The 22,293-nt window shown below is 72.4% G+C and carries 13 protein-coding genes; 8 read left to right on the top strand and 5 right to left on the bottom strand.

The annotated features are described in order from the left end of the window. Positions 1-82: 82 nt before the first annotated feature. Positions 83-916, bottom strand: coding sequence for a glycoside hydrolase family 19 protein (locus tag RM609_RS03135; RefSeq protein ID WP_438828383.1), 834 nt, complete (start codon positions 914-916; stop codon positions 83-85). A gap of 417 nt (positions 917-1,333) precedes the next feature. Here RM609_RS03135 and RM609_RS03130 point away from each other — a divergent pair, with 417 nt between their 5' ends. The 4 genes from RM609_RS03130 (at position 1,334) to RM609_RS03115 (ending at position 4,367) form a co-directional block, all read left to right on the top strand. Further along, positions 1,334-1,756, top strand: coding sequence for a cysteine/serine endopeptidase inhibitor (locus RM609_RS03130; RefSeq protein WP_311607714.1), 423 nt, complete (start codon positions 1,334-1,336; stop codon positions 1,754-1,756). 142 nt (positions 1,757-1,898) lie between these two features. Next, the gene (locus RM609_RS03125) at positions 1,899-2,348 is read left to right on the top strand and encodes a 2-thiouracil desulfurase family protein (protein WP_311607713.1); all 450 of its coding nucleotides are present in this window, start codon (positions 1,899-1,901) and stop codon (positions 2,346-2,348) included. 122 nt (positions 2,349-2,470) lie between these two features. Beyond that, the gene (locus tag RM609_RS03120; protein ID WP_311607711.1) at positions 2,471-3,421 is read left to right on the top strand and encodes a carbohydrate kinase family protein; all 951 of its coding nucleotides are present in this window, start codon (positions 2,471-2,473) and stop codon (positions 3,419-3,421) included. 157 nt (positions 3,422-3,578) lie between these two features. Next, positions 3,579-4,367 carry a VOC family protein gene (locus tag RM609_RS03115; protein ID WP_311607710.1) on the top strand — a complete coding sequence of 263 codons (789 nt, stop codon included), beginning with the start codon at positions 3,579-3,581 and terminating at the stop codon, positions 4,365-4,367. 33 nt (positions 4,368-4,400) lie between these two features. On the opposite strand, the gene RM609_RS03110 is transcribed toward RM609_RS03115, so the two are convergent. Next, on the bottom strand, positions 4,401-4,808 hold the full coding sequence (locus RM609_RS03110) for a peptidase inhibitor family I36 protein (protein ID WP_311607708.1): 408 nt from the start codon (positions 4,806-4,808) through the stop codon (positions 4,401-4,403). Between the two features lie 285 nt (positions 4,809-5,093). On the opposite strand from RM609_RS03110, the gene RM609_RS03105 reads away from it, so the two are divergent. The 4 genes from RM609_RS03105 (at position 5,094) to RM609_RS03090 (ending at position 10,603) form a co-directional block, all read left to right on the top strand. Beyond that, positions 5,094-6,155, top strand: coding sequence for an alpha/beta fold hydrolase (locus RM609_RS03105; protein ID WP_311607707.1), 1,062 nt, complete (start codon positions 5,094-5,096; stop codon positions 6,153-6,155). A 106-nt stretch (positions 6,156-6,261) separates the two neighbouring features. Then, on the top strand, positions 6,262-6,456 hold the full coding sequence (locus RM609_RS03100) for a hypothetical protein (RefSeq protein WP_311607706.1): 195 nt from the start codon (positions 6,262-6,264) through the stop codon (positions 6,454-6,456). A gap of 52 nt (positions 6,457-6,508) precedes the next feature. Then, positions 6,509-7,084, top strand: a complete 576-nt coding sequence (locus RM609_RS03095) for a CGNR zinc finger domain-containing protein (protein ID WP_311607705.1) — start codon at positions 6,509-6,511, stop codon at positions 7,082-7,084. Positions 7,085-7,387: 303 nt separating this feature from the next. Beyond that, positions 7,388-10,603, top strand: a complete 3,216-nt coding sequence (locus RM609_RS03090) for a bifunctional cytochrome P450/NADPH--P450 reductase (protein WP_311607704.1) — start codon at positions 7,388-7,390, stop codon at positions 10,601-10,603. 24 nt (positions 10,604-10,627) lie between these two features. Here RM609_RS03090 and RM609_RS03085 read toward each other — a convergent pair whose 3' ends face one another. The 3 genes from RM609_RS03085 to RM609_RS03075 all read right to left on the bottom strand — a co-directional run bounded on the left by RM609_RS03085 (position 10,628) and on the right by RM609_RS03075 (position 22,272). Further along, positions 10,628-11,251 carry a TetR/AcrR family transcriptional regulator gene (locus RM609_RS03085; protein WP_311607702.1) on the bottom strand — a complete coding sequence of 208 codons (624 nt, stop codon included), beginning with the start codon at positions 11,249-11,251 and terminating at the stop codon, positions 10,628-10,630. A gap of 20 nt (positions 11,252-11,271) precedes the next feature. Next, positions 11,272-12,549: an MFS transporter gene (locus RM609_RS03080; protein WP_311607701.1), complete on the bottom strand. Its 1,278-nt coding sequence runs from the start codon at positions 12,547-12,549 to the stop codon at positions 11,272-11,274. 105 nt (positions 12,550-12,654) lie between these two features. Beyond that, positions 12,655-22,272 (bottom strand): non-ribosomal peptide synthetase, encoded by a 9,618-nt coding sequence (locus RM609_RS03075; protein ID WP_311607700.1) that lies wholly within the window; start codon positions 22,270-22,272, stop codon positions 12,655-12,657. Positions 22,273-22,293 lie beyond the last annotated feature (21 nt).

Here is a 22,293-nt window from a genome sequence, read left to right as displayed (position 1 = left end):
CCGGAAGTGGCGCGGATGCCCGCAGCGGAAAAGCGGGTGGCAACTGTTCACGTTGCCACCCGCCGGACCTACTGCCCCTGCCTCAGCAGTACAGGTTCCCGCCCGGTGCCACGCCGAGAAGCGAGGCGAATCGCTGGTAGCTCGACACCCGGCTCTGGACCTGGCCGGGGTTGCCGCCATTGCATTCCAGGGACCCGTTGATGCTGCGGATCGTCTCCCCGAAGCCACGGCTGTTGACCATGGCGTCGTGCGGCGTCATGGTGCCGGGGCCGCGCTGGGTGTTCCAGTACCACAGCGCGGTCTTCCAGGAGACGGCCGCGTCGGTCTGGACGAGCGAGGGATTGTTCAGCAGGTTGATGCCGAGGGCGTCACCCGCCGCCTTGTAGTTGAAGTTCCAGCTGAGCTGGAGCGGGCCACGGCCGTAGTAGGCGCTCTGGCCGGCCGGGCAGCCGTAGGGCTGGCCGCGGTCGCAATAGTGGGGGTAGTTGGCGGTGTTCTGCTCGACGACGTAGACCAGTCCGCCGGTCTCGTGGTCGACGTTGGCGAGGAAAGCGGCGGCCTCCTGCTGCCTGACCTCCTTGCCGCCGGTCTTGGCGAAGCCGGGGTACGCGCTCAGCGCGGCGACGAGCCCGTTGTAGGTGTAGAAGGCGTTCCGCCTCGGGAACATCTGGTTGAACTGGGCCTCGCTCACCGGGAAGGCGCCGGGATCGCCGCCTCCCTGACAGGTGTACGGGTCCCAGTACCAGGTGCTGATGAGCGGGTCGTATCCGGGATTGTCGTGCTCGGCGATGTAGTACCGCCCGTCGGTGTACCGGACGACCGTGCCCGTCGTGTACCACGTGCCCGCGGTCCAGTTCCGCGCGTTGTCGCAGGGGCCGGCGGCGCTCGCCGTGGTGGCGGGTGCGAGGACGGCCATGCCGACCAGGGTCAGTAAGCCCAGCAACAGGGCCGCGACGCGGTTTCTTCTCACGATGGCTCCTAGTGGGGGTCGAGCGAATCGCTGACGGCGAATCAGGGCCGCAGTGGACTACGGGGATCTCTCGCCATCGCGAAGTGAATAGCCATGCGAGTTTGGCTGTCAACAGCACACACCGCCACCGGCCTAACTCGCTGCATTTACCAATGACTTCAGGACAACTGCGGCGGCCGGGGGTTGCGAGGGTCTTGAGAAGCATGGCATCCATAGGCCGGAAGCCGGACGCGCGCCGATGAAATGCCGCTGCCCCACGGCTTCGTGCTTCGTGCTTCGTGCTTTGCGCGGCGACGAGCCGCCACCGATGCCTCTCCGGGTGAAAAGCCTGCCCGAATGGCCCTTGAAATCGAGGAGAGATTCATGCGTGACTTCAAGCGTGCGCGCTACGCGGCCACTGTCCTGGCGGCCGCGGCCACCGGTATCGCACTCAGCGCCGGACCGGCGGCGGCGGACATCCCGATCGGCCGGTCCACGACGGGCAAGATGACCTACTACACAGACAAGGGCTACGGCGCCTGCGGAACACCCATCGACGCGACCTCCGAGAACCTGGTCGCGGTCTCGGCCGCGTGGTGGACGTCCGGCAACCCGAACAACGACCCGCTCTGCAAGGGAATATCGGTGGAGGTCACCTACAACGGCAAAACCATCAGAGTACCGGTCAAGGACAAGTGCCCCTCGTGCGACCGGAACCACATAGATCTCAGCCAGCCGGCCTTCCAGAAGCTGGCACCGCTCGACAAGGGCGTAATCAACGGCATCACCTGGAAGTTCGTCCGCTGACAAAGGCGGGCCGGCAGTTCTGACGTTGGCAGTTCTGACGCCCACAGTTCTGGCGCCGGCAGTTCCTGCGTCGAGGGGCGGGGAGCCGACACTCCCCGCCCCCACCGGCCGTGGGCCGTGGCGGCGCGGCTAGCCTGGCGGCATGGAAGCAATCCTGGTCAGCGCCTGTCTGCGCGGAGTGCCGTGCCGGTTCGACGGGCGGCACAAGACGTCGCCGGAGATCGAGGAGACCGTGGCCGGCCGTGAGGTCGTCTCCTTCTGCCCGGAGACCGCGGGCGGGCTCGCGACACCGCGCCGCCCCGCGGAACTGGTGGGCGGCGACGGGCACGACGTGCTCGACGGGACGGCGCGGGTCGTCGAGGACACCGGGCGCGATGTGACGGCGGAGTTCGTCGAGGGAGCGCGGCGCGCGCTCACGGCCGCGCGCAGCGCGGGCTGCACCGAGGCGCTGTTGATGGCGCGCAGCCCCTCGTGCGGACGCGGCACGGTCTACGACGGGTCGTTCACGGGGGAACTGGTGCCGGGCGACGGGGTGACGTCAGCGTTGCTCGAACGGAACGGGATCGCCGTACGGTCCGCACCAGGAGTGTGAGTCGCGCCCAGGAGCCGTCGACGGGGGCATCACGGCGCCCATCGCGCCGTGGTCACCGCGAGGCCACCCATGCCCACTCCCGCACGTCACCATCACGACTTGTCGAAAGGTCCGACCCTCCCATGATCATCGTCGCCGGCGAAGCCCTCATCGACCTCGTCCCCGCAGGGCCCGCCGCCGACGACGAACTGCCCGCCCTGCTGCCCCGGCGCGGCGGCGGCCCCTACAACACCGCCGTCGCCCTCGCCCGCCTCGGCTCCCCGGCCGCCTTCTGCTCCCGGCTGTCCACGGACCACTTCGGCGAAGCCCTGCTGCGCGCCCTGACGGCGGACGGCGTGGACACCTCCCTCGTCCAGCGCGGCCCCGAACCCACCACGCTGGCGGTGGCACACATCGGCGACGGCGGCTCGGCCACGTACACCTTCCACGCGGAGGGCACCGCGGACCGCCTCTTCCGGCTCCCCGACGACCTGCCCGCAGCGGCACGCGCGATCTCCTTCGGCACCTGCTCCCTCGTGCTGGAACCGGGGGCCGGGGCGTACGAGGAGCTGATGCGCCGCGCGTCCCGGAACGGCCTGTTCACGGTGCTCGACCCGAACATCCGGCCAGGCCTCATCCCCGACGCCGACGCCTACCGGGCCCGCTTCCGCTCCTGGCTGCCCCACACCACCGTGCTCAAGCTCTCCGAGGAGGACGCGGCCTGGCTCGCGGAGTCCACCGATCTCGCGGCCGCCGTCGAGGAGTGGCTCGCGTCGGGCCCGTACGCCGTCGTGCTCACCCGGGGCGGCGCCGGCCTGACCGTCCGCACCCGCGACGGCCTCGAACTGTCCGTCCCCGGCACGGAGACGGACGTCGTGGACACGATCGGAGCCGGCGACACCGTCAACGCCGCGCTGCTGCACCGCCTGGACCATCACGGCGCGCTCACCGGCATGCCCTCCTTGGACGCGGACCAGTGGTACGACGTCCTGGCCTTCGCCGCCCGCGCCGCCGCGCTGACCTGTTCGCGGGCGGGGGCGCAGCCGCCGTACGCCTCCGAACTCGAGGTGGGGGAGCATCCGGTCGTGCGCTGACCCGCCGCGTGTCGCGACGGCCTACCCCGGCACGCCGGTCGGCGCCTCGGCGGGATTGTCAGTGCCCCCTGCCATGCTGAGAGCCGATCGTCTCCCGCACGGCCGCCCGGCCCCCGCCGGGCGCACCCGCATGCTCCAGCGGCCGAAAGGGCACCCCATGCTGACGTCCACCCATGTCCCCGGCGGGCCGGCCTGGCTCGACCTCGGCACCCCCGACATCGACGCCGCCGTCGCGTTCTACGGCGCGGTCCTCGGCTGGGAGTACGCCTCGGCCGGCCCCGCCGTCGGCTACGGCTTCTTCCGGCTGGGCGGCAGAACCGTCGCCGGCGTCGGGCCGCTGACGGAGGAGGGCGCCGGCTCGGCCTGGACGGTGTACTTCCGCACGGAGGACGCCGACGCCACGGCGAAGGCCGTGGAGCAGGCGGGCGGCACGGTCCGCATCCCGCCGGGCGACGTCTTCACCGCCGGCCGGATGGCCGGCTTCACCGACCCCGCCGGCGCCGAGTTCGCGGTGTGGCAGGCCGGAGGTGTGGAGGGGCTGGACCTGGTCAACGAACCGGGCTCGGTCAGCTGGGTCGAGCTCTACACGACGGATCTGGCGGCGGCGGACGCGTTCTACCGTTCCGTCCTGCCCTGGGACACCCGGGACATGCCGGTGGGCGGCGGGCTCGAGTACAAGATCGCCGGGCCGGCGGGTGGCGGAGTGGACACCGTGCACGGCGGCCTCATGCAGCTGCCGGAGGGGCACCTGGCCGCGGGCGCCCACTCCGAATGGCACCCCTACTTCGAGGTCGCCGACTGCGACGCCGCGGTGGCCGCGGCCACGGAGCACGGCGCCATCGTCCTCATCCCGCCCATGGACGCTCCGGGCATCGGGCGAGTGGCCATGTTCCTCGACCCCTCCGGAGCCCCGTTCGCGGTCATCAGGAGCGCCGAGTCCGGCTGACGCCTGGCCCCGGCCCCGGTGCCGATGGTGCCGTCAGCTGCCCTCGCCGGGCGGCGTGCCGCAGCTCGGGCCGCCCGGACCGTCGAACTGCACGGAGCTGAAGAAGTCCCGGTAGGCGGGGAAGAAGTTGCCCTTGCCCGTCGGCCCGGCGGACGTGACGGCCGTGCAGCCGGTGTAATTGGCGTCGGACCAGAGGTGGATGGTCGAAGAGGTGCGGTTCCAGTCCGATTCGGCCCGGTCGTTCATACCGAGAACGGCGAGGTCCGGAGCGTTCCCGCTCAGCTTGATCATGTCGCCGGTGCCGTCGAGGCCCGAGAACATGCAGTAATAGCCGGCCGGGCAACGGTCGTACCCGTCGGCGGCGTGGGCCGTGGAGACCGGCAGCACGGCGGAGGCCATGACGGCCACCGGAACGAGCAGGGCGCGCAAGGGACTTCTCATGTATGTGTACTCCTTGAGCCGGGTTCCGAAGTCGCGTCGACGGGCTGGGGGCCACCGCCCGCCGCCCCTGTCACCGACTGTTGCGTCAAGGATCGAGGAACCGGTGCTCGGTGCCAAGAGTCGCGCGCCCTCAGAACCCTTCTCGCATCACCTGCTCGGGCGGTGGCTTGATGCGCGTGTCCGCAAGTAAATGATCTATCGTCACCTGTTTGACTGGTGACGCGACTTGTGCGACAGTCGGCCATCGAAGAAGTCGGTGCACAGTGAACGCACGGAGTGATTCGTATGATCAGCAGGCGTAACTTCGGCAGGGCCCTGGGGCTGGGCACGAGCGCGGCCGCCGTTTCACTGACCGGTCTGCGGGACCCGCAGACCGCGTTCGCCACCGTCCCGAGCTCATCCGCGACACCGGCCGTTCCCGCTGCCGCCACCGGCGCGCGGACCACCTTTCCGCAGTTGAAGCAGATCAACGCCGGCCTGCTGAATGTCGGCTACGCCGAACTGGGCCCCGCCCACGGTCCCGCGGTCATCTGCCTGCATGGCTGGCCGTACGACATCCACAGCTATGTCGACGTCGCCCCTCTCCTGGCGGAGGAGGGCTACCGGGTGATCGTCCCGTATCTGCGCGGTCACGGCACGACGCGTTTCCTCTCCGGCCGGACGTTCCGGAACGGTCAGCAATCGGCCATCGCCCTCGACCTCATCGCCCTGATGGACGCCCTGAAGATCGAGAAGGCGATTCTGGCTGGCTTCGACTGGGGATCGCGCACCGCCGGCATCGTCGCCGCGCTCCGGCCCGAACGCTGCAAGGCCCTCGTGTCGGTGGGCGGATACCTCATTACCGACCGCCAGGCGAATCTGAAGCCGCTGGCCCCCAAAGCCGAACACGCCTGGTGGTACCAGTACTACTTCTCCACCGAGCGAGGCCGGCTCGCCATGGAGGACAAGACTCTGCGGCACGACCTGACCAGGCTTGTCTGGGACACGGTCTCCCCGACGTGGGATTTCGACGACGCCACGTTCGAGCGCACCGCGACGGCATTCGACAACCCCGACTACGCGGCCGTCGTCATCCACAACTACCGCTGGCGGCTCGGCCTCACCGACGGCGAGCGCCGCTACGACGGACTCGAGAAGCGGCTCGCAGCACGGCCGGTCATCGAGGTGCCCACCATCACCCTCGACCCCGAGCGGGACCCCTTCACGGCTCCGGGCGACGGCGCCTCGTACCGGGACAGATTCACGGGCACGTACGAGCACCGAACCCTGGCGGGGATCGGCCACAACCTGCCCCAGGAGGAACCCGCTGCGTTCGTTCAGGCCGTCGTCGACGTGGACCGCTTCTGACGGAGTGTCCGCCCCGGTTGTCTGCTCACCCTCTTGGCAGGTGACTGGCGGAAGTCTCCAACCATCGGAAGACCCTGATCCGCCAGCGACCGAACGGAGTTCGACCATGGAACGCCAGAACACCGCGGACGGCGCCGCCGCGGCACGTCAAGCGCGATTCGGCAAGCTGCCCGAGCGTATTCGCCACGAGGACATGGTTGAGGAAAGGGCGGCGACGGCGAACGGCTCGGCGCGTCACGCCTACGACCCCGAGGGATCGTGGAAGTTCTTCTCCTGCCTCGCCGTCGACCTCGGCCTGTGAGTCGAGGCGACCGGACCTTGCCCGCCCCATAGTCACCTGCCAAAATGGTGATGTGAACCTCGATCATGTCTTCGTGTGCGGAAACCCGGCACTCGACTTCGCCGCGACGCTGCGAGCGCGGCGCTCGGTGCGCTTCGAGATGTTCACGACGCCCGACAGATTGAACGCCTGGTATGTGGAATCCGGCCTCGTCGACGCGGTCTCTCCCGGTCAGGAGGCCGACGTCGACCAGGCGAGGGCCGTACGGGAAGCCGTCTACCGGCTGGTCACGGCCCGTCGGCTCGGGAAGGAGTGCGACAGGGCGGCGCTGACCGTGGTGAACAACGCGGCACGCAAGCCGCCCGCCGTACCGCAGCTCACTCCGTCGGGGCGATGGACGCAGGCGACGCCGGAAGAAGCCCTTTCCATGGTGGCCCGGCACGCCATCGAGCTCCTGAGCGGGGCGGATGTGCCCCTGCTCAAGGAATGCGGCAACCCCGAGTGCACCCGCACCTACATCGACCGCTCGCGGGGCATGCGTCGCCAGTGGTGCGGGATGGACTCCTGCGGCAACAAGATCAAGGCGGCCGCGTACCGCGCCCGCAAGAAGACCGCGCACGACAAGACCACGCACGCGGCGGCCAACTAGCCCGGCCCGCGCCGTCGGCCATGACGACGGCCCAAGGCCCGTCAGGCCCGTACAGGCTCCAGGCCCGTACCAGTGCCCGTACCGGCGGGCATGCCGACGCCGCTCCCGTCGGTGCGTCAACTCCTCAATGCCTTCCCGCTGTCCGCGCCTCGCGCGCCGGCACGCCGACGCGTTACGCCTCTCCTGGGTTGAGTCAATCGACCTTGTCGTTCAACACAATCGATAGACATTGTCGAGTGACAATGTCGTCTGTACGTTGGTCGGCAATCGACTGCTGCTGCGAAACGAAAGGCAGGCAGGCTCATGACTCACACGTCCGTCCGTGCTGCCCGGGCGATCCCCGAGCGCCCGGCGCTGCCCCTGATCGGCCACGGCCTCGAACTGCTCAAGGGCGCCGACGGCCACGACTTCCTGATGAAGGAGGTCAAGGAGATGGGACCGGTGTTCCGGATCCGCGTCTTCGGGGCCGAGACCGTCGTCGTCGGCGGCCTGGATCTGGTGACGGAGCTGTCGGACGAGTCCCGGTTCCGCAAGAGCCTGTCCCCGGACCTGCTGGAGGTTCGCCGGTTCGCCGGGGACGGCCTGTTCACCGCCTTCAACCACGAGCCGAACTGGCGCAAGGCCCACGACATCCTGATGCCGGCGTTCTCGCTCGGCGCGATGCGCGGCTACCACGGCACCATGCTCCGGGTCGCCCGGTCCCTGATCGGCAAGTGGGACCGGGTCGCCGGGGAGCGGGCGGTGGATGTCGCCGAGGAGATGACGCGTCTGACCTTCGACACCATCGGGCTGTGCGGATTCGGCTACGACTTCCAGTCGTTCCGCCGTGACCAGCCGCACCCCTTCGTCGAGGCGATGTCACGGGCGCTGGCCTTCGCTCAGGACAGGGTCGAGTCCATCCCGGGCACGGAGCTGTTCAAGCGGAAGCAGGCCGAGCAGTTCCGCAAGGACGTCAAGCTGATGACGGACCTGGTCGACGAGGTCGTCCGGCGGCGCAGGGCATCCGGCGACACGAGTACGGACGATCTGCTGGGCCGGATGCTCCACACGCGGGACGCGGTGACCGGCGAGCTCCTGGACGACGTGAACATCCGCAACCAGGTGATCACCTTCCTCATCGCCGGGCACGAGACCACCAGCGGCGCCCTGTCCTTCGCCCTGTACTACCTGACCAAGCACCCCGAGGCGCTCGCGCGGGCCCAGGCCGAGGTGGACGCGCTGTGGGGAGACACGGACAACCCGGAACCCGACTACGGCGACATAGGCAAGCTCGCCTACATCCGCCGGGTGCTCAACGAGAGTCTGAGACTGTGGCCGACCGCGCCCGGCTTCGCCGTGGAGCCCCTTGAGGACACCGTCATCGGCGGCAAGTACGCCGTGCGCGAGGGCGAGACGCTGACGGTCTACACCCCGGCCCTCCACCGCGACCCCGCCTGGGGCGAGAACGTCGAGCTGTTCGACCCCGAGCGCTTCGCACCCGAGCGGGAGGAGAAACGCTCGGTCCACCTGTTCAAACCGTTCGGCAACGGCGAACGCGCCTGCATCGGCCGCCAGTTCGCCCTCCACGAGGCCACCCTGCTGCTCGGTCTGCTGACGCACCGCTACCGGCTGATCGACCACGCCGACTACCGGCTGAAGATCAAGCAGACCCTGACCATCAAGCCCGACGGGTTCACCCTCAAACTGGCCCGGCGTACCAGCGGCGAGCGCCGGCTGCCCACGGCCACCGCGAGCAACGCCCCCGTCGGCCTGGAAAGTCGAGCGGTCCGACGGGCCACGGGCACCGCGCTCACCCTTCTGCACGGCTCCAACCTCGGTACCTGCGCGGGCATCGCCCGTGATCTGGCATCGGACGGCGACGAGCACGGGTTCGCTCCGTCCGTGGCACCCCTCAACGACTACGTCGGCAAGCTGAGTTCCGCCGAGGGCCCGGTAGTGATCGTGGCCGCCTCCTACAACGGCAGGCCCACCGACGACGCCGCCGAGTTCGTCACGTCGCTGGAGGGACTCGAGCCCGGCTCGCTCGACGGAGTCCAGTACGCCGTGCTCGGCGTCGGCGACCGCAACTGGGCGGCGACCTATCAGCGCGTCCCCTCCCTCATCGACGAGCGCCTGGCGGCTGCCGGCGCAACGTCACTGCTGGAGCGCGGCGCCGCCGACGCCTCCGGTGATTTCGCGGGCGCCGTGGACCGGTGGACCGGCGACCTGTGGACCGCCTTGCTGGAGCGGTACGGCCACCCGGTGGACCGGGCCACGGCGGCCGCCGCCGAGCCGGAGAAGGAACAGGGCCTCTACGAAATCCAGGACACCCCCGAATCGGTCACCGGCGGACTCGCGGCACGGCACGGCGTACAGCCGATGGAGGTCCTCGACGCCTACGAACTCGTCGACATGGACCATGAACTCGGCCGCTCCAAGCGATTCCTGCGGCTACGACTTCCCGAGGGCGTCACCTACCGCACCGGCGACCACCTGGCCGTGCTCCCGAGCAACCCGGACGTCCTCGTACGGCGGGTCGCCGACCGGTTCGGCCTCGACCTGGACCGTACCGTCCGGCTGCACGCGCGCCGCCGCGGCGGCAACGCCCTGCCCGTCGACCGCCCGCTGACACTGCGCCGGCTGCTGACCGACTTCGTCGAGTTGCAGGACCCCGCCACCCGGGAACAGGTCGCCGTGCTCACCGAGCACACCGCCTGCCCGCCCGAGAAGTGGCCCCTGGCCGAACTCGCCGCGACGGACCCCGACACCTTCCGTGAGCGGGTGACGGACGCCGGACGCAGCGTCCTGGATCTGCTGGAGCGCTATCGCGCCTGCGAACTGCCCTTCGCACGCTTCCTGGAGCTGCTGCCGGTCCTGCGCCCGCGCCACTACTCGATCTCCTCGTCCGCCGAGGCCTCTCCCGGCGAGGTGGACCTGATGGTGTCGCTGCTCGCCGCGCCCCACCGGAGCGGCGAGGGTGTCTTCCACGGCATCGCCTCGCACTACGTCCAGACCGTGACGGCGGGGGACACCGTCCAGGCCCGGGTGCTGCCGTGCAGCGAGGCCTTCCGGCTTCCCGAGGACCCGTCCGTGCCGGTCGTCCTGGTCGGCGCGGGCACCGGGGTGGCGCCCTTCCGCGGCGCGGTCCTCGACCGGCTGTACGTCCGGCCGGCCGGAACGCTGCTGTGCTACTTCGGCTGCGACCACCCCGACGTCGACTATCTCCACCGGGAGGAGTTCGAAGCCGCCGAGGCGGCCGGGGCGGTGAGCATGCGCCCCGCCTTTATGCACATGCCCGAGAACGGCGACCGTTTCGTCCAGGACCGCCTCGCGCGCGAGAGCGAAGAGGTCTGGGCCGTGCTGGAGGCCGGCGGGCGGGTCCATGTCTGCGGCGACGGCCGCCGTATGGCCCCCGCGGTGCGGGAGGCGCTCATGGCGGTCTACCGTGAGAACACCGGCGCGTCCGACGAGGAGGCGGCCACCTGGCTGGTCTCCCTCGCCGAGTCCGGTCGCTACGTCGAGGACGTCTGGACCGGCTGAGCCCGGCCGAGTTCTGTCAGCCTGTCAGCCCGTCGGCATCTCCGCGAGCTCCAGTCGGCCTCCGGCCAGGGCGATCGTCGCGGAGATCAACGCCCGGAGGCCGATGTCCTCCGAGAGTTCATCCGGCGCGTAGAGGTGTTGCATCGTCAGCCCGTCGAATCCGGCGAGGAAGAACCGGGCGATCGTCTCCGCCGGCTGGGCGAGCTCGTACCCGGTCCGCGCGGCGGCCTCGGTCACCAGCCGTGCCGTCACCTTGCCCATCGCCCGGTAGTAGTCCTGGTAGGCCTCGCTCAGGCCGGGGGTGCGCAGGGCGAGCATGCTCAGCTCGGTGAGCAGACGGTAATGGGTCGTCTCCTCCCGCACGGTGCGCCAGGAGGCGTGGGCCAGCGCGACGACCGTCTCCTCGAAGCCGGCGCCCTCCGGCGCCGCCCGCTCGATCTGCGCGGTCAGGTCCTCGGTGATCTGCTCCATGACCGCCCGGTACAGGTCCGCCTTCGTGCCGAAGGTGTAATGGACCGTGGCCTGCGCGACGCCGAGTTCGGTGGCGATGGCACGCGTGCTGCCGGCGGCGACGCCCTCCCTGGTCATGAGGTCGATGGCCGCTTTGATCAGCTGAGGGCGGCGCTCGGCCGCGGAGACATGAGCCATGCGCGCATTGTAGCGACGACCTAGTCGGACGAATGAGTCGCGTGACCGAGTCGCTGCTCCTCCCTTGGGCGGGCGGCGGCCGCGGCGCCCAGGACGAAGAGCGCGGCCCCGCAGGCCTGGACGATCGCCAGGCCCATGAACGTCCGCTCGATGCCGGCGGACTCCACGGCGGTGCCCGCCGCCGCCAGGCCCAGGGTGCCGCCGGAGAGCGCGCCGGCCGCGATCACGGTGAGGGTGGAGGAGCGCAGCGCCGCCGGGATGGCGGCGGTGCGCACCGCGACCATCGGGGCGTTCGACACACCGTTCAGCAGGCCCACCACGATCAGGAAGGCCGTCAACGCGCCCGGTCCGAGCGGGAGCAGCAGCGCCAGGAAGACGATGCCCTGGCCGGCCCGGCCGAGGACGGCCAGGCGCAGGTTGGACAGCCGGCGCAGGGCGGGCCCCACCAGGAAGGTGCCCAGCAGCGCACCGCCGCCGAAGGCGCCCAGCAGCACACCGGACAGGGTCGACGATCCGTGCCGCAGCAGGACGAAGACCGGGATGAGCGCGAACAGGGCCTGCCAGGCGCTCTCGCCGAGGATCTGGGCGAGCGTCCAGTGGCCGAGCAGCCGGTTCCGGCGCAGGACGGTCAGGCTGTCGCGCAGCCGGCCGCGGCGCGGCGCCACGGTGAGGGGAAGGTCGCGCGGCAGGCCCCAGCGGAGCAGCACCGCGGAGGCCAGGAAGCTGAGCGCGTCCAGGAACAGTACGGCCGGGGCTCCCATCGCCGCGATCAGCAGTCCGGCGGTCGGGGGGCCGAGGAGGATGGTCAGCCGGGTGGCGCCCTGGAGACGGGCGTTGGCCTTGCTGAGCAGGTTTTCGTCGTCGCCGACGAGGGCGGGCAGGATGGCCTGCTGGCTGGCCACGTAGGGGGCGAAGAACGAACCGACCGCGAAGAGCAGCACCATGAAGATGGGCGTGCTGAGGAGTCCGGCCGAGTGGAGCAGCGGCACCAGGGCGATCAGCGGTGCGCGGGCGGTGTCGGCGAGCAGCAGTACCTTCCGGGGTCCCAGCCGTCCCGCGAGCGAGGCGCCCAGCAGGCCGAAGACCGCGACGGCGACCATCTGAGCGGCCATCACCTTGCTCATGGCGGCGGGTGACCCGGTGCTCTGGAGGGCGAACCACGGCAGCGCGACGGCGCTCAGCTGCGAGCCCGTCATCGACAGCACCTCCGCGCACAGCAGGGTCCGGAGCGTGCCCCGGTGGTGGGCCGCGGTCGCCGAGACCGGTGAAGCGGAAGCGGCGGGAGTCGTCGATTCCATGTCGTCCCTTTCGGTTGATGAAGGCGGAACCCAGGCCTCCGCGGGCCCGGGCCGCGTCCCCGAGGGAGTCTCGGGGGGCGCGGCCCGGGCCGGGAGGGGCGGTGGTCAGCGGCGGCGTCGGGCCTGCCGCGCGGCGGCGGCGCTACGGGAGCGGGCGGCCCGGTCGCGCAGGTCGATCCGGGTCCGGGAGCCGTCGGCCCCCACCCGGCCGGCCGGCTGCGGGTGGTCGCCGAGGGCGTCCGCGAGCGTCGCGACCGTCGGGTGTTCGAAGAGCTGCGAGATCGGCAGGTCCCGCTCGAGTACGGCGGTCAGCCGGCTGTGCAGCTTGGCCAGCAGCAGGGAGTTGCCGCCCAGGTCGTAGAAGTTGTCGTGGGCGCCGACCTCGGCCAGGCCCAGCACCTCCGACCACACCGCGGCGATCCGCCGCGCCAGACCGGTGCCGGGCGCGACCCAGTCGGAGCGGGTCGCCAGGTCCTCGCGCCCCGGCCGGGGCAGCGCGGCCTCGTCGACCTTGCCGTTGGGCGTGAGCGGCAGCGCGTCCAGCCAGACCACGGCCTCGGGGACCATGAAGGCGGGCAGCGTGCCACGCAGCCGCCGGAGCAACTCCGTCGCCTCCGGGCGCTTCTCGGCGCTCGGGACCAGGTAGGCGGTGAGCGCCGGAGAGCGCTTCGGGTCCGCCTGGACCCGGGCCAGGGCCACCTCGGGCTCGGCCAGCAGAACGGCCTCGATCTCGCCCGGTTCGATCCGGTAGCCACGGACCTTGACCTGCCGGTCGGCGCGGCCGAGGAACTCAACGGTGCCGTCGGCCAGCCGCCGGCCGAGGTCGCCGGTGCGGTAGACCACTCCGGGTTCGCCGTCCGGCCCGGTGGGGCGGAAGCGTTCGGCGGTGAGCTCGGGCCGGCGCCAGTAGCCCGCGGCGACGAGGGCGCCGCCCAGGCAGATCTCGCCCACCACACCGACCGGGCAGCGCCGGCCCCGGGAGTCGAGGATCAGGGCCTCCACTCCGGTGAGCGGCCGGCCGAGCCGGTTCAGCGGGCCCTCCTCGCCGTCGGTGAGCTCGTGGTGGAGCGCGAACACCGTGGTCTCGGTCGGGCCGTAGACATTGCGTACCCGGTAGGGGAGACCGGTCGGCGGCCACTGGGTGAAGGCCGCACCGCCCACCAGGAGGTGGCGCAGATGCCGGGGCGCGGGGGCGTCCGTGTTCCACATCGCCTCGGCGAGCGGGGTCATGACCAGGCAGGTCGAGATCCGCCGCGCGTCCAGCCAGCCCGCGAGCTCGGGGGCGATCATCGTGCCCTCCAGCGGGACCAGGCAGCCGCCCGAACCGAGGGCCGACCAGATGTCCCACTGCGAGGCGTCGAAGCCGGGGCTGAGAACCTGGGCGACACGGTCGTGCGGCCCGAGGCCGAACGACTCCTGGCCCCACAGCACCAGCCGGCCGAGGGCGCCGTGGCGGACGGTGACGCCCTTGGGGCGACCGGTGGTGCCGGAGGTGTAGATGACGTAGGCCGCGGACTCGGGATCGGGGGCGCGCAGGGTCACAGGGGAGGCGGTGGCCGTGGCGCCCGTGGTGTCGGTGACGTCGAGCACCGGACGGCCGGTGGCGGCGAGCCGCTCGAGCACCGCCGGGTCGTCGGTCAGGACGACGCCGGCGTCCAGGTCGTCCAGGATGAAGTCGATCCGGTCGGCGGGATGCCCCGGCTCGATCGGGCAGAACGCGGCCCCGGCCTGCCACGCGGCCAGCATCGCCACGGGCAGTGCGGCGCCCCGGCCGAGCACCAGCGCGACCATGGGATCGGTGGCGCGCAGGTGCGGACGGATCCGGTCGGCGAGCGCGTCGGCGCGTTCGGCCAGTCGCCGGTAGTCGAGCGTGCCGCCGGCCGTCTCCACCGCCGGTGCCCCGGGCTGCAGCGCGCACCAGTGCGCCACGAGCTCGGGCACGGTGGTGACGGGCGGAGCGGACGGGCCGCGCTCGGCCGCGCGCAGCGGCACGAGGTCGGTGCCGACCAGGTCCAGTTCGCCGATCGGCATGTGCAGCCGGTCCGGCAGTGTGTTCATGATCCGGCCGAGGAGCGCGGCGAACTGCGTCACGTCGGCGGGCCGGTAGCGGTCGCCCCGGTAGGTCAGCACACCGCTGAGGTTGCCGCCGTCGACGGTGAGCACCACGGTCAGCCCGAGCTTGCCGATGAACCCGGCGCCCTGCCGGTCGAAGGCGAAGGGCGTCAGTGGACGGCCGGCCAGGGTGGGCGGCCGGTCACTCGCGGTCTCCAGGCTCAGCTGGACGTCGGCGTACGGGGTGCGTCCCGGCCGGCGGGGCGGGTTGAGGCGGTCGACGATCTCCTCGAAGGGCGCGTCCCGGTGCTCCACGGCGCCCAGCAGCTCGGAGCGCATCGCGTGCAGCAGGTCGAGGACCGTCGCCCCGTCGGCGGGACGCGACCGCAGGACGACCGTGTCCAGGCACGGGCCCAGCAGATCGGCGAACTCCGGCTCGTCGCGGTGGGCGAGCGGCCCGGCGAAGACCACGTCGTCCGTGCCGGTCCAGCGGTGCAGCAGCGTGGCCAGGGCGGCGGCCGCCGTCAGGTACGGGGTGAAGCCGTGCTCCCGCTGCAACGGACGCCAGCGCTCCAGCAGTCCGTCGGCCAGGGGGATCGGTACGGCGCCGTTGGGGCCGCTCGTCCGGGGCGCGGGGAAGTCCAGGTACGGCGGGGCCCCGGCCAGGTGCTCGGTCCAGTGGGCGAGGTCGGCGGCGCGCTTGGCGCCGTCCCGCCGGGCCTCCTGGGCCGCGACGTAGTCCCGGTACTGGACCCGGCCGCGCGGGGCGGTCACACCGGAGGCGGCCACGGGGAGCGGCCGGAGCGGCTCACCGTCGGCGGCGGCCGGCAGCCCGGGACCGGTGGTCGGCAGCCCGAGGCCGTCCAGGGGCAGGTCCAGCAGCTCGGGCAGTCCGGCCAGCAGCCGGCCGAACGCCTCGGCCAGCAGCCGGACGTCCTCGGCGGCGAACCGGTCGCCCCGGTAGGAGAAGGCGCCCGAGAGCGCGCCGTCCTGCTCGGAGAGGGTGACGGTCAGCGCGAACTTGGTCTCCTGCTCCCAGAAGGAGTCGAAGAACAGCGGGCGCAGCTCGCCGCCGCCGAGCACGGTGCGTCGGCCACTGAGCAGGTTCATGTTCAGCGCGACGTCCGCGTAGGGCGTCCGGCCCGGCCGTCGCTCCGGCCGCAGCGCCTCCACCAGTTCGTCGAAGGGGGCGCCGCGGTGCTCGAAGGCCTCCAGCACCTCGGACCGCATCGCCCGCACCGCGTCCCGCAGCGTGGCGTCCGCGTCGGGACGCGACCGCAGCACCGTCAGGTCCAGGCAGGGGCCGAGGAGTTCGGCGAAGCGGCCGCGGTCGCGGGTGGAGACGGGGACGCCGAAGGTGACGTCCTGGCGGCCGGTCCAGCGGTGGAGCAGGACGGCCAGCGCCGCGGCGGCGGCCATGAACCAGGACACGCCCTGCTCGGACTGCAACCTGCGCAGCCGCTCCATGGTGTCCGCCGGCAGCGGGATCGCCACCGCGCCGTTCGGTCCGGGCACCGCCGGCTCGGGCAGCCGGGCGTACGCGGGGGCGCCGGCGAGCCGTTCGGCGGCGTGGGCGAGGTCGGTGGCGCGCTTGGCGCCGTCGCGTCCGGCCTCCTGGTCGGCCACGAAGTCGCGGTACTGGACGGTGGGCGGCTCGGCCGTCCGGCCCTGGGCGACCGCGTTCCAGGACCGCTCCAGTTCACGCAGCAGCACCGGGACCGACTCGCCGTCGACCACCAGGTGGTGGAGGCAGAGCAGCAGGACGCGGTCCGTGCCGCCGGTGTCCGCCAGGGCCACCCGCAGCAGCCGGCCCGAGGCCGGGTCGAAGGGGCGGCGCGCCGCCCGGTCGAGCCAGTCCCGCAGACCGTCGTCGGGCGCGAAGGAGGATCGCAGGTCGAGCAGCTCGATCTCGGGGCTCCACGCCTCGCCGACGAGCTGGTGCAGCCGGTCCCCGTGCTCCACGAAGCGGGTGCGCAGGATCTCCTGGCGCCGGATCAGGTCGTCCAGCGCCCCGCGCAGCGGACCGGCGTCGAGCCCGGCCTCGGCGCGCCAGGCGAGCACCACGTTATAGCGGGCGTCGTCCGGGGCGGCGCGCTCGGCCAGCCAGATGCGCTCCTGGAAACCGGAGGCGGGCAGCAGCTGCCCGGACGGCTCGTCCTTGCCGGCGGGAGCGGCGACCGTTCCCGCGTGGGTGTCGACCAGGTCGGCGAAGTCCTGGAGCCGGGGGCTCTCGAAGAGGGTGCGCAGCGGCAGGGCGGGCCCGAAGTCGCGGGTGACCCGGCCCAGCATCCGTACGGCGAGCAGCGAGTGCCCGCCGAGGGCGAAGAAGGAGTCGTCCGCGCCGACCGAGGGCACGTCCAGGAGTTCGGCCCACAGGGCGGCCAGCGTCCGCGCGGTCGGGGTGCGCGGCTCGCTCGTGCCGGCGTTCTCCAGCGGCACGCCGACGGCGCGCAGGGCCGTCGTGTCCAGCTTGCCGTTGACGGTCAGCCGGATCTCCGGGACGGTGCGGAACCGGGCCGGGATCATGTACTCGGGCAGCTTGGCGCCCAGGTGGCGGCGCAGCTGGGCCCCGGTCGGCGGCTCGCCGGCGGTCTGGAGATAGGCGACGAGCCGGTCGTCCTCGACCAGTACGGTGGCGTCCGCCACGGCCGGGTGCTCGCGCAGGCAGGACTGGATCTCGCCGAGCTCGATGCGGTAGCCGCGCAGCTGCACCTGGGAGTCGCCGCGGCCGAGGTACTCCAGGGAGCCGTCGGTGCGGTAGCGGGCCAGGTCACCACTGCGGAAGAGGGTGCCCCCGCCGAACGGGGCGGTCACGAAGCGCTCGGCGGTCAGTTCCGGGCGCCCCAGGTAGCCCGCGGTGACGCCCTCGCCGCCGACCAGGATCTCGCCGACGGCCCCCACCGGCAGCAGCCGGCCGCCGGTGCGCGGGTCGGCCAGGTGGACGGTGGTGGTCGGGATGGGGGTGCCGATCACACTGCGGTCCGCGTCGGCGTCGGCCCGGGTGACGGTGCGGACGGTCACGTGCACGGTGGTCTCGGTGATCCCGTACATGTTGACCAGCCGGACCTGCGGGCGGCGCTCCAGCCAGCCGCCGAGCATCGCGGGCTGGAGCTGCTCCCCGCCGAAGATCACATAGCGCAGGTGGTCGAGCGGCGCCGGGGACTCCTCCTCCACCGCGAGCAGCTGCCGGAAGGCGCTGGGCGTCTGGTTGAGCACCGTGACCCGCTCATGCTGGATCAGCTGCCAGAACTGCCGGGCGTCGCGGGCCTCTTCCTCGGGAACGATGACGACCCGGCCACCGTGAGCCAGCCCGCAGAACAGCTCCCACACCGAGAAGTCGAAGGCGTACGAGTGGAACATCGTCCACACGTCGGCGGGACCGAAGCTGAAGGGGAAGCGGTCGTTGACGATCAGCCGGACGGCGTTGCGATGGCTGACCACGACGCCCTTGGGGCGGCCGGTGGTGCCGGAGGTGTAGATGCAGTACGCGGGGGAGTCGGGACCGGTGTCGGGCAGCACCGCGACGTCGGCGCCGGGCGTCGCGGCGAGCTCCTCGGACGTCACCACGGTGCCCATGAAGCCGAGACGGCCGGCCGCGTCGTCACCGGCCACCGCGAAGCGGGCGCCGGAATCGGTGAGGATGAACGACTGCCGCTCGGCCGGCACCGCCGGGTCGATCGGCAGGTACGCAGCCCCCGCCAGCAGGACCGCCAGCATCGCCTCGACCTGGGCCACGCCCCGGGGCAGCAGCAGGGCCACCAGCTCGCCCGGCCGGACCCCGCGCGCCACCAGCCCTCTGGCCAGCAGCTCCGCGCGGGCCTGCAACTCGCCGTAGCCGCGCCGGTCCTGCCCGCAGGACAGCGCCACCGTGTGCGGCCGCCTCCCGGCCTGTTCGCGCACCAGCGCGTGCAGCGTGGTCTGCGGATAGTGCGCCTCGGTGGCGTTCCACACCGCCAGCTGGGTGTGCGCCTCCTGCTCGGTCAGCGGATCGGCCTCGCCGACCGGCCGCCCGGGCTCGGCGAGCAGCTGCTCCAGCAGCCGCGCGTAGTGCTCGGCCATCAGCTGGATCTGAGGTTCATCGAAATACAGGCCGTTGAAGACCAGCCGCCCGGCCGGCACGGCGCCGTCGGGGCGCAGGAAGAGCGTCAGGTCGTACTTCCCGTAGCCGCTGCCCTCCTCGACGAGCCGTGCCTCGCCGCCGTCGGGCAGGGTGAGGGAGCCCGGCCCGGCGGCGTAGCAGAAGAACACGTCGAACAGGGCGGTCCGGCTCATGTCCTTGCCGGGGTCGAGCAGGGCCACGAGCTCGTCGAAGGGGGCCAGCGGGTGGCTGCGGGCGCGGTCGAGCGCGGTGCCGGTCGCGGCGGCCAGGTCCTCGAACGAGGCCGAGACCGGGGTGCGCAGCCTCAGCGGCAGCAGGTTCGCCAGCGGCCCCACGACCGTGCCGGACCCGTCCCGGCGGTTGGCGTCGGCGACGCCGAGCACCATCTCGTCCTGGCCGGAGTACCAGCTCAGCAGGGTGGCGAAGGCGGCGAGCAGCACCTGCTCCTCGCTCAGCCCCCGCTCCCGCGCGAAGCGTTCGAGGGGCAGGGTCGCGGGCAGACGCAGCGGGACGGACTGCTCCCGGTAGACGTGCACCGCCTCGCGGGGGTGCCGCTCGGGCAGGCGCAGCGGGTCGATCTCGCCCCGCAGCTCCTCGGCGCGGGCGGCGAGGTCGAGCTCCTTGCGGTCCTGCGGGAGGGCCTCCAGCCAGTCGCGGTAACCGGGGCCGGCGGTCGGCGCGGCGTCGGGGGCGGCGAGGATCTGTTCGGCGAGGACGGTCAGCGAGACCCGGTCGACCACCGCCTGGTGCCCGGCCAGCGCGAGCCACGCCCCGCCGTCGGCGCCGGGCTGGACGGCCACGCGCAGCAGCGGTCCGGCGGCCAGGTCGAAGGGCTCGGCGGCCCAGACGCGCAGGGCGTCGGGAACGACATCGGTGTGGTCGGCCACCGGTTCGAACCACTGCGGCGCGATGCGGGCGTCGGCGGTGACGCACTGGGCGATCCGGTCGTCGACGAGGACCAGGTTGGTCCGCAGCGCCTCGTGGGCCAGCTCCGCCCGGGCCACCGCCGCGCGCAGCGCCTCGGGCTCGGGCGCCCGGTCGAGCCGAACGTACAGCGGCAGGTTGTGGTAGACGGGCGACTCGTCGTAGACCACGCCACGCTCGAAGTGGTCGATGAAACCCATCCGGCCCTGGTGCGCGGAGGCCGGGTGGAGCGCCCCGGCGGCGGGCACGGCACCGGCGGCCTCCGCGGCTTCCATGGCTTCCGCGGGCAGGCCGGCTTCCGTGGCCGGGCCGGTTTCCGCGGCCGCGTAGCAGTCGGCGAGTTCGCGCAGGAAGACCCCGGCCGACCCGCCGTCCCACACGAGGTGGTGCAGACAGACGAACAGCACCTGGTCGTCCTCGCCCAGCTGGACCAGCGCGGCCGTCAGCAGCCGCCCCGAGGCGGGGTCGAACGCGTGGTGGGCCAGCCGGTTCAGCCGCTCGCGCAGGATCTCCTCGCTGTCGTCGCGGCCGCGCAGGTCGAGGAACTCCGGCTCCGGCGACCACGGCTCGTCGACGACCTGCCGCAGGCGCCCGTCGTGCTCCACGAAGGAGGTGCGCAGGATCTCGTGCCGGGACACCAGCAGGGCCAGCGCCCGGGCGAGGGCGCCGTGCTCCAGCCCGCCGGGTATGCGCCAGGCCAGCGGCACGTTGTACGCGGCGCTCCCTGCCTCCAGCCGTTCGGCCAGCCAGATGCGCTCCTGGAAGCCGGAGGCGGGGAACGACGGCGGCTCCTCGGCCACCGCCTCCTCGACCGGCTCGGGGGCGCGCAGGGCGTCGAGCCGGACGGCGAGCTCGCCCAGGCGGGGGTGCTCGAAGACGGCGCGGACGGAGACGTCGAGGCCGAGGCGCCGGGTGATGGCATCGGCGAGTTCGGCGGCGAGCAGGGAGTGCCCGCCGAGTTCGAAGAAGGAGTCCTCGGGGGTGATGCCGTCGATGCCGAGGACGTCCTGCCACAGCTCGATCAGTACGGCGGTGGTGGCACTGTCCGCTGAAGACACCTGCTCGGACGCGACGGTGTCGCCGGAGCCGGCCGTGCCGAAGTCGAAGCGGACCCGGGGCGCCCGGTCGCCGAGCCGCTCGCGCAGCAGGGCGGTCAGCCGCTCGACGGGCACGTCGGCGCCGGCCGGGTCGAGGGTCAGCCGGGCGGCGAGCTCGGCGTCGCCGCCGGTCGGCGTCACCACGGCGTGCCGCACGGCGGGGTGGTCATGCAGCAGGGCGGCCACCTCGCGGGTGTTCACCGGGCCCGCCACCGTGTCGACGCGCTCGCCGAGCGCACCCACGGGCGCCTGCGGGTCGGCGGCGACGGCGGTCAGCACCTCGGTGTAGTGCGCCGCCATCATCGCCACCATGGTGGGGCCGCAGGCCCCGGCGGGGTCCTTCCACAGCACATGGGTGCCGCCGGAGTCCTCCCGGACCATGACCGCGAGGGTGTAGTCGGCGCTGCTCTCCATGTCGAGCAGGCTCAGCACGCACCCCGCCCCGTCCAGGGCCCCGTCCGGCCGCAGCTCGAACCGCTGCACGTCGACGTCCTGGCGCAGCCCGGCGTGCCAGTACTGGAAGACCGTCTGGTGGCTGCGCGCGTGCGCCTGCCAGCCGGTGAGACCGACCTCGCGCAGGATCGAGGGCAGCGGCAGGTCGCCGTTGGCCATCGCCGCCTTGACGTCGCCGCGCAGGGCGCGGATCAGATCGGCGTAGCTCTCCGTTCCCCCCACCCGCCGGCGGATGGGCAGGGCGTTGACGAAGTAACCGACCTTGTCGCGCAGTTCCACGGCGGAGCGGCCGTGGTACGGGATCGAGGCCAGCAGGTCGTCCTCGCCCGCGAAGCGGCGCAGCAGCGCGAAGTACGCGCCGAGGAGCACGGTGAAGTACGACACGCCGAGTTCCTCGGCCCGCGCCCGCAGGCGCGGCACCAGAGGGGCGGGCACCTCGGTGCTCAGCACGGTGTAGCCGGGCTCGTCCACGGTCGCGGGCAGTTCGAAGCCGGTGCCGTCGCCGAGCGCCGAGCGCCAGTAGGCGCGCCGGTCGTCGCCGGCGGGGGTGTCGGCCAGTTCGCGCGAGCGCCGGGCGAAGGCGGTCAGCGGCCCGATGTGGTCGGCCGGGGCCAGGGACTGCCCGGCGTAGGCCCGGCGCAGCGCGTCCAGCAGCAGCAGGATCGAGGCGCCGTCGTGGACCAGGTGGTGCGCGGCGATCAGCAGCACGCTCCCCTCGTCGCCGTGCAGCACGTCGACCCGGGCCAGCGGGCCCGTCGTCAGGTCGAACGGACGCTGCCAGGTGCGCCGTACGGCGCTCACCGGGTCGCCCTCGACGGTGTGCTCGGTCACCGGGATGGGCGGCGCGTCGGCCCAGCTGAGCCGGGGGCCTCCCGGGCCCTCCACGACCCGCGCGCGCAGCTGCGGGTACGCCTCGCCGAGCGCGGCGACGGCTCGGCGCAGCCGCCGTGTGTCGAGGACGCCCGTGACGCGGTACGGGGTCGGGATGATGTGCGTCCACTGCTGCGGGTCGAGCCGCCAGGAGATCCACATGGCCTCCTGGCCGACCGAGAGCGGGAGTTCGCATACGGTCGCGGGGAGCCCGGGGGTGTCGGTCATGGTCGGTTCCTCGCTCATCGG

It is taken from the genome of Streptomyces hesseae (genome assembly GCF_031845785.1).
GTDB lineage: Bacteria > Actinomycetota > Actinomycetes > Streptomycetales > Streptomycetaceae > Streptomyces > Streptomyces hesseae.
Note: the sequence above shows the minus strand (reverse complement) of the source record. Positions and strands in the feature narration are given on the sequence as shown.